General features: G+C 48.0%; 12 protein-coding genes and 2 tRNA genes. 7 read left to right on the top strand and 7 right to left on the bottom strand.

The window, feature by feature from the left end; genetic code table 11:
- Positions 1-2 precede the first annotated feature (2 nt).
- On the bottom strand, positions 3-527 hold the full coding sequence (locus tag AC4EVX_RS08230; protein WP_177978371.1) for a prepilin peptidase: 525 nt from the start codon (positions 525-527) through the stop codon (positions 3-5).
- Positions 528-971: 444 nt separating this feature from the next.
- Here AC4EVX_RS08230 and AC4EVX_RS08225 point away from each other — a divergent pair, with 444 nt between their 5' ends.
- From AC4EVX_RS08225 to AC4EVX_RS08195, 7 genes are all read left to right on the top strand, one after another.
- A complete protein-coding gene (locus AC4EVX_RS08225) occupies positions 972-1,307 on the top strand; it encodes a metalloregulator ArsR/SmtB family transcription factor (RefSeq protein WP_177978370.1) in 336 nt (111 codons plus the stop codon).
- 130 nt (positions 1,308-1,437) lie between these two features.
- Positions 1,438-1,668 carry a YaaL family protein gene (locus AC4EVX_RS08220; RefSeq protein ID WP_490159967.1) on the top strand — a complete coding sequence of 77 codons (231 nt, stop codon included), beginning with the start codon at positions 1,438-1,440 and terminating at the stop codon, positions 1,666-1,668.
- A gap of 132 nt (positions 1,669-1,800) precedes the next feature.
- Positions 1,801-3,135, top strand: coding sequence for an alpha-amylase family glycosyl hydrolase (locus AC4EVX_RS08215; protein WP_490159966.1), 1,335 nt, complete (start codon positions 1,801-1,803; stop codon positions 3,133-3,135).
- 3 nt (positions 3,136-3,138) lie between these two features.
- The gene (gene glgB / locus AC4EVX_RS08210; protein ID WP_490159965.1) at positions 3,139-5,064 is read left to right on the top strand and encodes a 1,4-alpha-glucan branching protein GlgB; all 1,926 of its coding nucleotides are present in this window, start codon (positions 3,139-3,141) and stop codon (positions 5,062-5,064) included.
- A gap of 256 nt (positions 5,065-5,320) precedes the next feature.
- Positions 5,321-6,073: a phosphotransferase gene (locus tag AC4EVX_RS08205; protein ID WP_177978366.1), complete on the top strand. Its 753-nt coding sequence runs from the start codon at positions 5,321-5,323 to the stop codon at positions 6,071-6,073.
- Positions 6,074-6,350: 277 nt separating this feature from the next.
- Complete coding sequence (locus AC4EVX_RS08200) at positions 6,351-7,046, top strand: response regulator transcription factor (RefSeq protein WP_308450251.1); 696 nt, start codon at positions 6,351-6,353, stop codon at positions 7,044-7,046.
- A 45-nt stretch (positions 7,047-7,091) separates the two neighbouring features.
- A complete protein-coding gene (locus AC4EVX_RS08195; protein ID WP_177978364.1) occupies positions 7,092-9,395 on the top strand; it encodes a histidine kinase dimerization/phospho-acceptor domain-containing protein in 2,304 nt (767 codons plus the stop codon).
- An 88-nt stretch (positions 9,396-9,483) separates the two neighbouring features.
- Here the strand turns inward: AC4EVX_RS08195 and AC4EVX_RS08190 are convergent, their stop codons facing one another.
- The 6 genes from AC4EVX_RS08190 to trmB all read right to left on the bottom strand — a co-directional run bounded on the left by AC4EVX_RS08190 (position 9,484) and on the right by trmB (position 14,896).
- Positions 9,484-11,091, bottom strand: a complete 1,608-nt coding sequence (locus AC4EVX_RS08190) for a peptidoglycan-binding protein (RefSeq protein ID WP_490159964.1) — start codon at positions 11,089-11,091, stop codon at positions 9,484-9,486.
- A 553-nt stretch (positions 11,092-11,644) separates the two neighbouring features.
- Positions 11,645-12,979, bottom strand: a complete 1,335-nt coding sequence (locus AC4EVX_RS08185) for a CitMHS family transporter (protein ID WP_177978363.1) — start codon at positions 12,977-12,979, stop codon at positions 11,645-11,647.
- Positions 12,980-13,182: 203 nt separating this feature from the next.
- Positions 13,183-13,255: transfer RNA gene (locus AC4EVX_RS08180), tRNA-Lys, on the bottom strand.
- A 259-nt stretch (positions 13,256-13,514) separates the two neighbouring features.
- Positions 13,515-13,587, bottom strand: a tRNA-Lys gene (locus AC4EVX_RS08175).
- A gap of 100 nt (positions 13,588-13,687) precedes the next feature.
- Positions 13,688-14,002, bottom strand: a complete 315-nt coding sequence (trxA, locus tag AC4EVX_RS08170; RefSeq protein ID WP_177978362.1) for a thioredoxin — start codon at positions 14,000-14,002, stop codon at positions 13,688-13,690.
- 258 nt (positions 14,003-14,260) lie between these two features.
- On the bottom strand, positions 14,261-14,896 hold the full coding sequence (gene trmB / locus AC4EVX_RS08165) for a tRNA (guanosine(46)-N7)-methyltransferase TrmB (RefSeq protein ID WP_177978361.1): 636 nt from the start codon (positions 14,894-14,896) through the stop codon (positions 14,261-14,263).
- Positions 14,897-15,004: the final 108 nt, after the last annotated feature.

Below are 15,004 nucleotides of genomic sequence, written 5' to 3'. Positions count from 1 at the left end.
CTTCATTTCATCTGGCTACCCAGAAAAACAAATATCTCATAGATAAAAACGCCCATTGCCAGACATGCACCGAGAGGAATCTTCTCTTGATCCGTCATTTGTTCAAACCGGACATAGGGTTCAATCTGCCCCGTCCGCCTCACGGTCTGAACGTATCGAAACAGGCGAAAAAAACGCTCTTCCAAACCAGATTTCACCGGTCCCGCCCTTGCGATCTTCCAGATTGACCAAAGACACGCAATCAAAAATCCAAGTCCAATCGCCAAACATCCCTGCCAGATCCCAAGATACCCGCCGATCAGAGACGTAAGTTTTCCGTCTCCTGCTCCCATCATTCGAAAACGAAACAGCAGAAAGCCCGCCATGCCAAACAACACAGCTCCGGGAAAAAATCCCCCCCTTCTCAACACAACTCCCAGAATCACACCGAGAAGAATCCACTCATTTTTGACCTTTCCCGTCCACAGATCTGTCCATCCGGCTCCCACTGCAATCACAAAAAGACTGATCGCCGTCCGCCACTCCAACAAAGCTCCTCCTTTCTTCCCAGATTGACATTCTCAACTGAAAAAATTCTGTTTCCCCTAAATTTTCCGAAACACCCAAACGCAAAACTCAAAAGCACAAAGGTTTAAAGGAATAAAACAATTTGAAAAATTTTAAAAATAAAATACTGAAATTTTGCCGATTCGGCTGAATGTTCCTGACACATCCATAGACAGCGGATGCCGGAAACAAAAGATAGAAAATCTTCCACCCGGAACAGGTGGTGATTGTTGTCTCATTATGGCACACCCATCCCCAAACTGTCAATCCCCTTTTTCAAAATTGACATTTCTTCCAAATTTCCGACTATTTTTTATATATTTTGACCAAAGCAATCAGATATATGCGCCTTTTTTTAGTTGACGTTGCCCATAAATCGTGATAGAATGGTTTTAGTTTAATTTTTTAAACCAAAGGAGGATTTTATGACTAACGGCAAAGAGCTGGAATCTCAGTTTCACTGCTGTATGCCCCTCTTCATCGCCCTTGGAGATGAAGTGCGTCTGGGGATTATTGAGACGCTGAGCCGGGCAGATCAGAACGGACGGACAGAAGGGCTCAACGTCAACGAAATCACACGGCAGACCAGCCTTTCTCGTCCGGCAGTCTCCCATCACCTGAAAATTTTAAAGGATTCCGGGCTTGTGCAGGTGAAGCGTTCCGGCACTTCAAATTTTTACCGGCTTTCGCTGATCGCCGGTACCCGCAAACTCATGCAACTTGGCAATCTCGTGGAGGAAACTTTTCACGACCGCCAATAATGCCTGATAATTTTATGTTACAATCCATGTATTCAGTCCCTGTCTTGCGCAAACTGTAACAATTTTATTCCATCTCCTGTATAAATTTCCATTTTCGGAAAATACTAAAACAAAAGAAGGAGATGAAAACATGAGTTCAGGAACTTTTTTCAGAAAATTTCAGAGTGATCTGCTTTCCCTGGAAAGCCGGAGGCTGAAAGCAGAGATTGATCAGACACGGACCTCCATGGAATCTGCGCGAAATCATTTTGATCAGGCAACCGATCCGTCGCTGATTGACTGTTATATTTATGAACTGAACGCAGCTCAACTGCGCTATCAGTTTTTGCTCCGTCGCTTCAAATTCCTTGAAGAATCCTAAAAAAACAAGACGAAAATCCCAGAAAATCTGGATTTTTAACACCTTAAAGGGATTTTTTTAGACTTCCCAGAAGGCATTTAAGCGAATTTCGGGGCTTCGACTATATGATCCACATCAGGAGGACTTGCAAGTATGAGCACTTGGTATGAAAAAGCTGTATTTTATCACATGTATCCGCTGGGAATGACCGGCGCACCTCGTGAGAACCACGAGGAGGGCGTGACTCACCGCTTTGAGGAGCTGGAACTCTGGATTCCTCACATGAAAAAGCTGGGCTTCACCGCTCTTTACATAGGACCGCTCTTTGAGTCCTCTTCTCATGGGTATGACACCCGCGACTTCCGTCTTGTTGACCGCCGTCTCGGCGACAACGACGATTTTCTCCGTTTTGTGAAACTCTGCCACGAAGCTGGAATCCGCGTTGTTGTTGACGGTGTCTTCAACCACACCGGAAGAGAATTTTTTGCTTTTCAGGATATTCAAAAAAATCGTGAAGGCTCCCGATACTGTGGCTGGTATCGAAACGTGAACTTCGGATGGAGTTCTCCATATGGGGACGGATTCGGATACGACGCATGGCAGGGTCATTTTGAGCTTCCGTGCCTGAATCTCCAGAATCCGGAGGTCAAACAGTATCTTTTTGACGTGATCCGTTACTGGATCGACACGTTTGACATCGACGGCATCCGCCTCGACTGTGCAAATGTCCTGGACTTCCAGTTTATGCACGAGATGCGCGAGCAGACCAGCCCGATGAAGGAAGATTTCTGGCTGATGGGCGAGGTCATCCACGGCGATTATGCGCGCTGGGTCAACGACGGAATGCTCCACTCTGTCACAAACTACGAGCTTCACAAGAGCCTTTATTCCGGACTCAACGATCACAACTTCTTTGAGATTGCGCACAACGTCCGCCGTCTCGAGGCAATCGGAAGAAAGCTCTACACGTTTTTGGACAATCACGATGAGAACCGAATTGCGAGCAAGCTGAAAAAGAAGACCCATCTCCCGCTCGCCTACCTGCTTCTCTACACACTTCCGGGCATCCCATCCGTCTACTACGGTGGCGAATGGGGAATTGAGGGAATGCGAACCCCAAACAGTGACACCGAACTTCGCCCCTGCATCTCGATGGCAGAGGGCGACAAACTGGAATGCGAACTCACAAAATATATCGAAAAACTCGGAGAAATCCACGGCAGAGAGCCGGAATTTCACAATGGTGTTTATCAGGAACTCCTTCTGACAAACCGCCAGTATGCATTTGCGCGCAAGGCAGATCACTCGATCGCAATCACTGCCGGCAACAGCGACGATGCTCCTGCGAATCTGTCTGTCCCGGTTCCGATTCACGCATCCGAAGCAAAAAATCTGATGGATGGAACCATCATCCCGATTACGAACGGAAGACTCAATCTCACATTACCAGGCAACAGTGGTGTTGTCCTGAAGATCACGGAGGAATAGGCTATGGCTGTCAAAGCTGTCAAAAATAAGAAAAAACAGGCAGGTATCGGTATCATCACAGAAGGGGACCGCTATCTGTTCGGCGAAGGCACCCACTACGAAATTTATAAGAAAATGGGCGCTCATCCCGCCACAGTGAATGGAAAGAAAGGCATGTACTTTGCAGTCTGGGCACCTCACGCCGTTCAGGTCAGTGTCGTCGGTGACTTCAACAACTGGGACCCGGATGCAAACCCAATGGAAGTGCTTGAGACTTCCGGCATTTATGAAACCTTCGTTCCGGGACTCGGCACAGGCGAACTTTATAAATTTACGATCACGACAAGCACCGGCAAGCTCCTGTTCAAGGCAGACCCGTTTGCTCAATACGCAGAGTATCGCCCGGGAACCGCCTCAATTACCGCAGATCCGTCATTCAAGTGGAATGACGATACCTGGATGGAACACAGAAAAGAAGCCAATCCGCGTGAACAGCCGATCAGTATCTATGAGGTACATATCGGTTCCTGGAAGCGTAAAGACCGCGAAGAAAAAGAGGGCTTTTACACTTACCGCGAAATGGCAGAGGAACTTGCGGCCTACGTTCACGAGATGGGCTACACCCATGTCGAGCTGATGGGAATCGCCGAGCACCCGTTTGACGGCTCCTGGGGTTATCAGGTCACCGGCTACTACGCTCCGACCTCCCGCTACGGAAAACCGGAAGACTTCATGTACTTCGTCAACTATCTGCACAAGAAGGGAATTGGCGTCATCCTCGACTGGGTTCCGGCTCACTTCCCGAAAGATGCCCACGGACTTGCTGATTTTGACGGTCAGGCTCTGTATGAATATGCAGATCCGAGAAAGGGCGAACACCCGGACTGGGGCACAAAAGTCTTCAATTACGGCTGTCATGAGGTTTCCAACTTCCTGATCGCGAATGCACTCTACTGGCTCCACGAGTATCATGTCGATGGTCTGCGCGTTGATGCCGTTGCATCGATGCTCTATCTTGACTACGGTCGTCAGGATGGACAGTGGGTTCCGAACGAGTACGGTGGCAACCAGAACCTCGACGCAATCGAATTCTTCCGTCACTTAAACAACATCATCGACCGCAGAGAGCACGGCGCAATGGTGATTGCGGAGGAGTCTACCGCATGGCCACTCGTAACCCATGATCCGAAGATCGGCGGTCTCGGCTTCACATTCAAGTGGAATATGGGATGGATGCACGACTTCCTCGAGTACATGAAACTCGACCCGTACTTCCGCAAATTCAACCACAACAAGATGACGTTTGGTCTGACCTACTTCAACAGCGAGAACTTCATTCTGGTACTCTCCCACGATGAGGTTGTCCACCTGAAATGCTCGATGATCAACAAGATGCCGGGATCTCTTGAGGATAAGTTCAAGAACCTCAAAGCCGGTTACACCTTCATGATCGGACACCCGGGCAAGAAACTTCTGTTCATGGGTCAGGACTTCGGTCAGCTCCACGAGTGGGATGAAAAGGTCAGCTTAAACTGGGAAGAGGCAGATGATCCGCTTCACAAGGATCTCCAGAACTACGTCAAGGACTTGTTACATATTTATCAAAAATATCCGTCTCTCTCCGAGGCAGATGACGACTGGGATGGCTTCCAGTGGATCAATGCAAACGACGGCGACCGGAGCATTTTCAGCTTCGTCCGTTACAGCCGTGACCACAAAAAGAGTCTCCTCTTCGTCTGCAACTTCACTCCGGTAGCACGCCCGGATTACCGCGTCGGTGTCCCAAAACGTGGCAACTACACGCTTTTGCTCGACAGTGAGCACGGCATGTACAAATCCCCGCAGAAACCTCCGGTTCTGCGCGCACAGAAAAAAGAGTGCGACGGTCAGCCATACTCCGTAGCACTTCCGCTCCCGGCATATGGAACTGCTATTTTACGTTTTACCTAAATAATAGCGAATATTTTCTGATATTACCTGACGGGTAACTTTTTTCAGGTTTAGAATTTTGTTAAAAAATTATCAAAAAGTAGATGACATTCTGAACGGTTTGTAGTAAAATGATATCGGCTGATTGAATAATTACCAAGACGGTAACGTGTACGCTCGGACTCTCTCTGTCCGCTCCTGAGAGGGGAGTGTTTTCCTCAGAAGCAAATGCGGGGGATGGACCGAGGGTGCATGAGTGGAGAAAGGAGAGTTTCGTATGGCAAAAGAATTAGTATCCAGTAACGCAACCAAACGTGTTTACCGCGATGGCGACAAGGCGATTAAGGAATTCTGTAAGGGATTCCCGAAAGCGGAAGTTCTGAACGAAGCTTTGATCAGTGCCAGAGTTGAGGAAATCGGGGGAATCAATCTTCCTGCTACTCTGGCGGTATCCGTTGACGAGAACGGTTGCTGGTCCATCACAAGAGATTTTGTTGAGGGCAAGACCCTTCAGCAGTTGATGGAAGAGAACCCGGACAAGATGGACGAATACCTGAATCAAATGGTTGACTTACAGCTCTTGATTCATTCCAAGACCTGCCCTTTACTGAACAAGTTGAAAGACAAGATGACACGGCAGATCTCTGAGATGGAGGAACTGAACGCAGTCAACCGCTATGATCTTCTTACCCGGCTGGACAGCATGCCGAAGCACACCAAGCTGTGCCACGGTGATTTCCAGCCAAACAACATCCTCGTAAAAGAGGACGGCACGATGTATGTACTCGACTGGGTTCATGCAACCCAGGGTAACGCAAGTGCCGATGTAGCAAGAACTTACCTGCTGTTCTGCCTGAAGGATCAGGGCATTGCTGACAAGTACATGAACCTGTTCTGCGAAAAAACAGGCACGGACCGCCGGTATGTACAGCAGTGGTTACCTCTGGTAGCAGCTGCACAGCTTACCAAGAAACGTCCGGAGGAATCCGAACTGCTTCACCGTTGGCTGAACGTCTGCGATTATTCATAAAGCCACATTCGGTGACGCAAAATGGCAGACTTCCTGCCTGATGTCTGATCCGAAACTTTTGAAGGCTCACGCCGGGATCTGATCCTGGCAGGCTTTCTCACCGAAGGGCGGGGGATTTCCCCCGTCCTTTTTCGCTTCATGGGGAATGTAGCACGGCACACTCTTTTTTGTGAATCGTGATTGCGACAAAATTTAATTTGCGTTATACTGATTCGTGAATCCCCTAAAAGGGGGGTTGTGAATCCCACAAAAGGGATTGCAGATTGGAGGAACTTTTATGCAGAGAATTCTGGTATGTGATGACGATAAACAGATCGTCGATGCCATAGATATTTATTTGAGCGGGGAGGGATTTGAGGTCGTCAAAGCCTACGACGGTTATGAAGCCCTCGAGATCCTCGACAAACAGCACATTGATCTGATGATCATCGATGTGATGATGCCGGGTCTTGATGGAATCCGCACGACACGCAAGGTACGTGAGACGAGCAGTATCCCGATCATCATCCTCTCCGCAAAATCCGAGGACACCGACAAGATTCTCGGTCTGAACATCGGCGCGGATGACTATCTCTCAAAGCCGTTCAACCCGCTTGAGCTTGTCGCCCGCGTCAAGTCTCAGCTTCGCCGTTACACCCAGCTTGGCAACCTCGCCCAGCAGACAAGCGATCAGGTCTACAAATGCGGTGGTCTTGTGATCAATGATGACACGAAGGAAGTCTGGGTCGACGAGGAGCCGATCAAACTGACTCCGATTGAATACAATATTCTTCTGCTTCTCGTCAAGAATGCCGGAAAGGTATTCTCAATCGACGAAATCTACGAGCAGATCTGGAATGAGGAGGCGATCGGAGCAGACAACACCGTTGCCGTACATATCCGCCATATCCGTGAGAAAATCGAGATCAATCCGCGTGAACCGCGTTACCTGAAAGTCGTATGGGGTGTCGGCTACAAGGTTGAGAAACAGTAAGGACAGGACGGTGTTGAAAATCGGATGAGATGGAAAGATTGTTCTATGAGAATCAAAAAAAATTTTGCCGTTGTCCTTCACATTATCTTTCTGCTGACCGTGGTCGCAGGCATCAGCATCATGTATCTGCACTCTCAGATCGGCGCAGGCATTGGATGGATTTCGGACAACCATTATGAAGACTCAGAAGCCTTTCAGAAACAATTTCAGAGCGACATTGATCACATTTTAAAATACTCCGCCTACCGCGATGTCTTTGAGTCTGACGGAAGTCTCGATCTGTCGAAGCAGATGTTTTCTGTCTCACGCGGGGACTCCCCGGAGATCATTTACACACTCGAGGAGGTTCTTCGATACGCAAAGAGTCAGGGCTTCTACCTGAATGAACAGTTTCAGGTCGTCAACGATACCTTCATCTATGACAATGCCTCGACCGCACGCGATCAGTATGTCAACTGGAGAGCCTACGACCCGAACGCAATTCTCAAGGAACCGGGCGATGCCTACACCTCGCTCCTTGACCTGTGCCGGGAGGTTTTAAACTGTCTGAGCGAGTACTACACGGTTCACTATCGGATGCTCGTGAACCCGTCGAATTTCTACTTTAAAATCGTCTATCAGGATGAGGATCAGACAGAGCCGGATGCGATTTTCTCCAATACCGGCAACATGACGATCGATGAGATGAAAAAACTCGGGCGCTACTGCTATCTGACGAGCGATTCGATTTTTATTGAGACGAACCTGAGCGAGATCCCGCAGAACATCACGGTCTCGATGGAAAACAACAACCTCTATGACGCAGACAGCTATTACATTATTGCGGGAGTCGACACGACCTACTCCGCCGAGGATGTCTATGCCAATCAAGCAAACGAGTACCAGTTGCTTCGCAGTCACTTCTTAGAGGGACTCACTGCCCTGCTGATCGGAATCCTTGGTTGCATCGTGACGCTCTACTACCTGATTCTCGTCTCCGGCTACAAGACTGAGGAACGCCTCAATCCGTATCTTCACGGCTTTGACATGATCACGACAGAGAGCTGTATCGCAATGACAGCACTTAGCACAATGTTTGCCCTGTTCCTCGGGGAGAAAATCATTTACCGGCTGATTCACCTTCTTGTCATCGAATCTGAGTGGGATTATGCGGAAAGAATCGTACGGGCACTGATTGTCTACGGCTGTTGCATGACCGGCGCATTCAGCCTTCTGCGCCGTTACAAAAGCCGACAGCTCTGGGAAAACAGCGTCGTCCATCATGTCACGCAGAATATTCAGACCTACTTTACAAACGGAACATTTTCCAAGCGTCTCGCCTGCCTCTACGGTGGATTTATCTCTGTTCAGGTTGTCTGTCTCGGACTGATCGGCGTCTGCCTTCGCTTCTGGCACTACCCGATCGCCAAGGCGGGAGCGACTCTTCTGATCGCAGGGCTGATCACAGTTGATTATCTCGCATTTCACCGGCTCTACATCTCCTCAACGCAGGAAGATCGGATTGCCGACGCGATCTCAATGATCGCAAGCGGGGACACCGGTTACCAGATGGATCTTGACGGACTCTCGGGCAAGGAACTCGGTCTCGGAAAAATGATCAACAGCATCGGAACCGGTCTCGAGCAGGCACTCAAGGAACAGCTCAAGAGCGAGAGGATGAAGACCGACCTGATCACAAATGTCTCCCACGACATCAAGACCCCTCTGACCTCGATTATCAGCTACGTTGACCTGCTCAAGCGTGAGAATCTGCCGGGTGAGAAAGTTCAGGAATACTTAAAGATTCTGGACCAGAAGTCACAGCGCTTAAAGAATCTGACGGAAGACCTTGTCGAAGTCTCCAAGGCAAGCTCCGGCAACCTCAAGCTGGACATGACGACGATCAATTTTGTCGAGATGATCTGGCAGACAAACGGAGAATTTGAGGAGAAATTTGAAACACGCCACCTTGAGCTTGTCTCCAACCTGCCGGACGAATCGATTCTGATCCGCGCTGACGGGCGCAGGCTGTGGAGGGTTCTCGAGAACCTCTACAACAACACATTCAAATACGCGATGGAGCACAGCCGTGTATACACGGACATTGCCAAAGTCGACAACATGGTTTACTTCACGATCAAGAACGTCTCCGAAAATCCGCTGAACTTTCAGGCGGATGAGCTGACCGAGCGTTTTGTGCGCGGGGATGTCTCTCGTGCGACCGAGGGAAGCGGTCTCGGTCTTTCAATCGCAAAGAGCCTGACAAAGCTCCAGAAAGGCACGTTTGAGATCATCATCGACGGCGACCTCTTCAAAGTCCGTGTCGGTTTCCCTGTTGTGGAGAAAGAGAAAGAAAAAGAAAAAGAATAATCCGAAAAGGATTTTGTAAAAAATCGCTCAGACCTGATACGGTCCGGGCGATTTTTATTTATTTCATGATTTATTTGATGATTTTATTTTATCCAAAGATTCTCCATCCGACGATGAAGTTCTTTGCCCACCAGGAGCTTAAAGAACGATGGACAACCTTTCCGTTACCGGAAGAAGCATCGATTACCGTACCGCCACCTGCGACGATTCCGACATGTCCGCTTACAACGACGATATCACCGGCTCTCAGATTTGAGAAACTGCTGATTCTCGTGTAACGTCCCACACTTCTCCAACCGGAGGAAGTGATATAACTCTGGCGGACACCGACCTGATTTAAGCACCAGTAGACGAAACCGGAACAGTCAAATGTGTTCGGTCCCTTTGCTCCCCAGACATAACGGCTTCCAAGTTTCGAGCTTGCAACTGAGATCAGAGCGCTTGCTCCTCCGCTCGCAGATCCGGTATTGACCGATCCACTGCTTCCCTTTTTTCCGGAATTTCCCTTTGCGACAGAAGTCTTATTTCCACTTGAGGAATTCGACTTCCCACCGGAAGTTCTCGCCGGAGCCTTTCTCGCGTCACTCGAAGTCAGCTTCGCCATCGTCTGCATGCCGACCTGTCCATCCGGGCTCAGTCCGTTCGTATTCTGGAAGAGCTTGACTGCATCCTCCGTCATCTCTCCATAATATCCCGTCACGTTTCCGGAATTCAAATATCCCAGCTTGCTGAGGAGTGTCTGCACTCTCGAGATATTGTCACCGCTGTCTCCGATACTCAGCGCGTTCGGAACTGCAGTCGAACTGTTCAGTGCAACTCTCGTTGACGGTCCAAGATAACCATCCACGATCTGATCGTTTCTCGACTGGAACTGCTTTACAGCAACCGTCGTGTCATATCCGTATGTACCATCCGGATCGGTTGTCAGATATCCGAGTTCCTTCAATCTCTTCTGCGCTGCGAGAACCACCTCACTCTGCTCGCCATAGGAGAGCATGTTCGGCTTTACCTCATCGCTGTAAAGAAGGTTCATCGTCTTTCGTCCAACTTTACCATCCTGATCAAGACCATTGACACTCTGCATCTTTTTTACCGCATTCTCGGTACTCTCGTCAAAGTTTCCCGAAACCTGCTCTGCCTGAGCCAGATAACCAAGCTCGTACAGACGGCTCTGAATCCGGCTGATATCGTCACCGACATCTCCCGGCTGAGCAGCATAGTATTTTGCGTCCGGTGAGAACACAGCTGCCAGCGTATCCGGTCCGACGATACCGTCCTGTGCCAGATGATTCTGACGCTGATAGATCTTGATCGCACTCTGCGTCACCTCGCCGTAATAATCAGTCGGCTCATCGTTATCCATGAATCCTAAATCCATCAATCTCTGCTGTAATTTTTCCACAATCGGATGCTGTTCTCCGACACGCAGATAATCCGGGATCGGATCGGTATACTCTGCATCCACACCTGCCACCGACGGCAAAAGCGGTCCATCCGGTGAAAGCGCCATCACGGATTCATCCGCTGCCGTCTGAGGCAGGGTCTCGTCCGTCAAAACCAGCTCTGTCTCAGCAGACGCATCGGCAGATTTTCCATTTGCCTGACATCCTGCCAACAATGCTCCGGTCAGAAATACGGCTCCAAACCGGCATGCTCCATTCATCCATCGTTTATATCGCTTGTATTTTCCTGTCATAAATATAAACAGTCCCTCGCTTCCTTGATTCTTCTAAGTCTTTTAAGATTTTTTAATTTATTTTCTAATTATTAAGTAACTTACCGACTTATCAACGATCCATTATCTTATCTATCCATGATGTATCATCCATAATCGTGACGGTTCGCTATCTTCCGCCACAATTATAAAATCATTTTCATATTTCTTAATTCCGCTTCCGAAGCGGACGCACCAAATCTCATCTATTTTATCACATTCCCTTTTTGCTTTCAATGTGCGAAATTCTTATAAAAACATTAAGGCTACTACTCATGCTTTGCACAAACTGTAACAGATTTTGCAAAAAGGATGCGTAAATCAAAACATGCCCCTGCCATTTCCTGTGCGGGAGGAAAGGCAGAAGCATGTCTGATCAAGCACTTATTTTATTTCTCTGTAATTCTTTAATTCTTGCTATATGTGTTTATCTATATCGGTTATCAAATCATATTTGTCGAAAATCGAAAATGGTTACGGTCTGGAAATTGGGGGAAGGCTCCAAACCGTGTGGGGAAAAGGTAAAACTCATTACTTAAATCGTCAAAACTCCGAGGACCAGACCTGCAATCATGCAGATCAGGCTCACACCCCAGATCCAGAAGAAACTCGTCTTGATGTGATCCTTGATCTCAACTCCTGCAAGACCAACACCGAGGAAGGTAGCCGGTACAACCGGGCTGATGAAAGTTGCACAGTTTCTGCACACAACCATTGTGATTGCAGTGTGAACCGGATCTACACCAAACTGGTTTCCAACTCCGATGAGTACCGGAAGCAGTCCGTAGAAGTAGGAATCCGTACAGAACATCAGGGTCAGCGGAACGGACAGAACACCAACAATCAACGGCAGGAAGCGTCCCATAGACTGCGGAATGAATGCTGCCAGAATCGTTGCCATGTGGTTCATGATCTCACTCTCCTCCATGACACCGAGGAAAACACCTGCTGCCAGAATCGTGGAAGCCATCGTGAGTGCCGGACCTGCATGGGACTTGATGATCTTACCCTGTAACTTCGCGCCCGGGTAATTTACAAGAAGAGCAACCACACAGCCGACCATGAAGATATAGTAAGCCGGAACCTTTAACAGAATCAGGGCTACAATAATCAGCAGAGTCCAGATCAGATTCACTGCAAACAGCTTCGGTCTTGCAAGATCGGTCTTGGTCGCACCGCTTCCAGCCTCTTCCAGATCACCATACTCCACTTCGAGTGTGCTGTTCTCGCCTGCACCGCGCTTCTTCTCAACCGTACCCCAGAAGAATGCAGTCAGCAGAGCAATCACCATTCCGACTGCCTGCATCGGCAGAATGTGCATCCAAAGCAGGTTGGAGTCCATGCTCAGAACAGATGCTGCACGCATCGTCGGACCACCCCACGGCATCAGGTTCATAACACCCATTGCGGTGACACAGATCAGAAGCAGGGTCGTCGGACGCATTTTCAGCTTCTTATAAACCGGCAACATTGCCGGAATCGTAATCAGGAAGGTTGCTGCGCCACTTCCGTCAAGATGAGCAATCATTGCAATAATGCAGGTCATCATTGCGACTCCGACTACATTATTGCCCACTCTCTTTAACAGGGCGCCGATGATGACATCGAACATTCCCGCGTCGGACATAATTCCAAAAAACAATACCGAAAAGATAAAAAGTGCTGCGGTAGAATGAACACCTTTCACTCCGGCAGAAACAAAATCTCCCATCTCGCTGACTGAATACGTTCCAGTAAGAACCAGAATCAGCGCCGTCACTGTGGATACCCCGATAAATGCGATCGCCGGAACGGTCACATTTCTTAATAACAACACAATGATCGCAATGATGGTTGCAAACCCCAGCAGGGCAAGCATCTGCTCACTCATGATACTCCTCCTTTGAACATCGCTACATCATTAATAAATTAACAATGTTTATTCTACGATACAATTCTTACAGGAGTACCATCTTCGCCTTACAAACTGTTCAGTTTCTCCTTAATGTTTATTAAGATTCCCGAAAAATCCTCTATTAAACAAAAAAAATCCGAACACCTTCCTTATGAAAATGCTCGAACCTTTTCTTTCAGTGCGCCTTCAGGGACTCGAACCCTGGACAAATAGATTAAGAGTCTACTGCTCTACCAACTGAGCTAAAGGCGCATATTCTTTTTTTCTGTTGTTGTGCTGTCTCACAAGCACGAGTGTTATTCTATCGCAGTTTTCCACTTTTGTCAACAGTTTTTTTATTTTTTTATTTTTTCTTTTTGAGCTGTTATTCCTGTACGGTTACTGCACGCGGATGAGAGTTTTCTGAACTGAAAATTCCGCATTATAGCATCACACAATGGTGGAAGCGAATTTTGCAAAATAAAAAGCACCAACCCCACAGCTCTCTGTCTGCAAAACCAGTGCTCTCGCGTGCGCCTTCAGGGACTCGAACCCTGGACAAATAGATTAAGAGTCTACTGCTCTACCAACTGAGCTAAAGGCGCATTCCTTATTCTGTTCGTACTGATGAAGTGTTTACCTCAACAGCACGAACATTATAATACCGCAACTTCTGACAAATGTCAACAGTTTTTTTAAATTTTTTTATGCTTCCTGAATCAGGCGCTCGATCACTTCCTTTGGCTGTACGCCGACGAGCTTTCCGGCAACCTCACCATTCTTAAATGCGATCAGCGTCGGAATCGACATCACGCCATAGCGAACCGCGATCTCCTCATTCTCATCCACATTGAGTTTGCCTACCACTGCGCGGTCTGCATACTCCTCAGCGATCTGCTCCACAACCGGGGCAACCATCCGGCACGGTCCGCACCAATCTGCATAGAAATCGACAAGGACAACTTTATCCGATGCCAGAACCTCTGTGCTGAAATTTTCCGTCGTAAACTTTTTCTCCATAGCGTTTCTCCTTCTCTATTTATTTTTTCCACATTTCCCGCGGTTTATGCATGCATCTACTTCCTTCATGCATTTCGCAAGATGAAGAAATTTTCGGTTCAAATCAATCTTATCACAACAACTGCATTGCAGGTTTCGCACTATCTTGTCTCTCAGACACATGGCTTCTCTTCCTATTCTTAAATCTATCAGGTTTCGCCCTATCTTATGCGCTCTGCCTTCCATGATACACGAATCTGCACAAATATACACGAAGAACTATCTGCTTGCAATCAGTTTGCAGATCGGATTTCCCATTGAAGAGAACTTCACCTCATACTCCGTCATAACATTTCCCTCAGCCATCTCGCTGTGGTGCAGATCACGCGTATACGCATCAATCTTCCAGCCTGCCTCCGGAATCGACTCGAGTGAGTAGGTGAACAGATCCTGGTTGTCCGTCTTAAACTCCACGGTTCCGTCTTTTCTCAGAATCTGATCGTAGACTTTCATGAACTCCGGGGAAGTCAGACGTCTCTTCGCATGGCGATCCTTCGGCCACGGATCGGAGAAATTCAGATAAATCCGCTCTACCTCCTCCGGCGCAAAGATCTCAGACAGTCCCTTCGCGTCCACACACATAAAATAAATATTGGAAAGTTCCAGCTGTTCTCTCTTCTGGATCGCTCTCAGAAGAACACTGGAATATCGTTCAATTCCGATGAAATTGATCTCCGGATGACGTGTCGCAAGCTCCATCAGGAACTGACCTTTTCCCATTCCAACCTCAATACGGATCGGATGATCATTTCCAAACAGTTCATGAAAATGACCTCTGTGCTGTTCCGGCTCCTGAATCACAAACGGGCTGGTCGCAATCGTCTCCTCCGCCCCCTGAATATGGCGCAATCTCATATTTTCTTTTTCCATCACTGAAAACTTATAAAAAGTTATAAACTTTTATGTTCCATTCCTACTTCATCGAGTATGCTTTCATACTGCCGAAACAGATACTACTTGCAA

The sequence above is a fragment of the Brotaphodocola sp. genome (genome assembly GCF_983179755.1).
The sequence above is the reverse complement of the archived record's forward strand: the minus strand, read 5'-3'. Positions and strand labels throughout refer to the sequence as shown.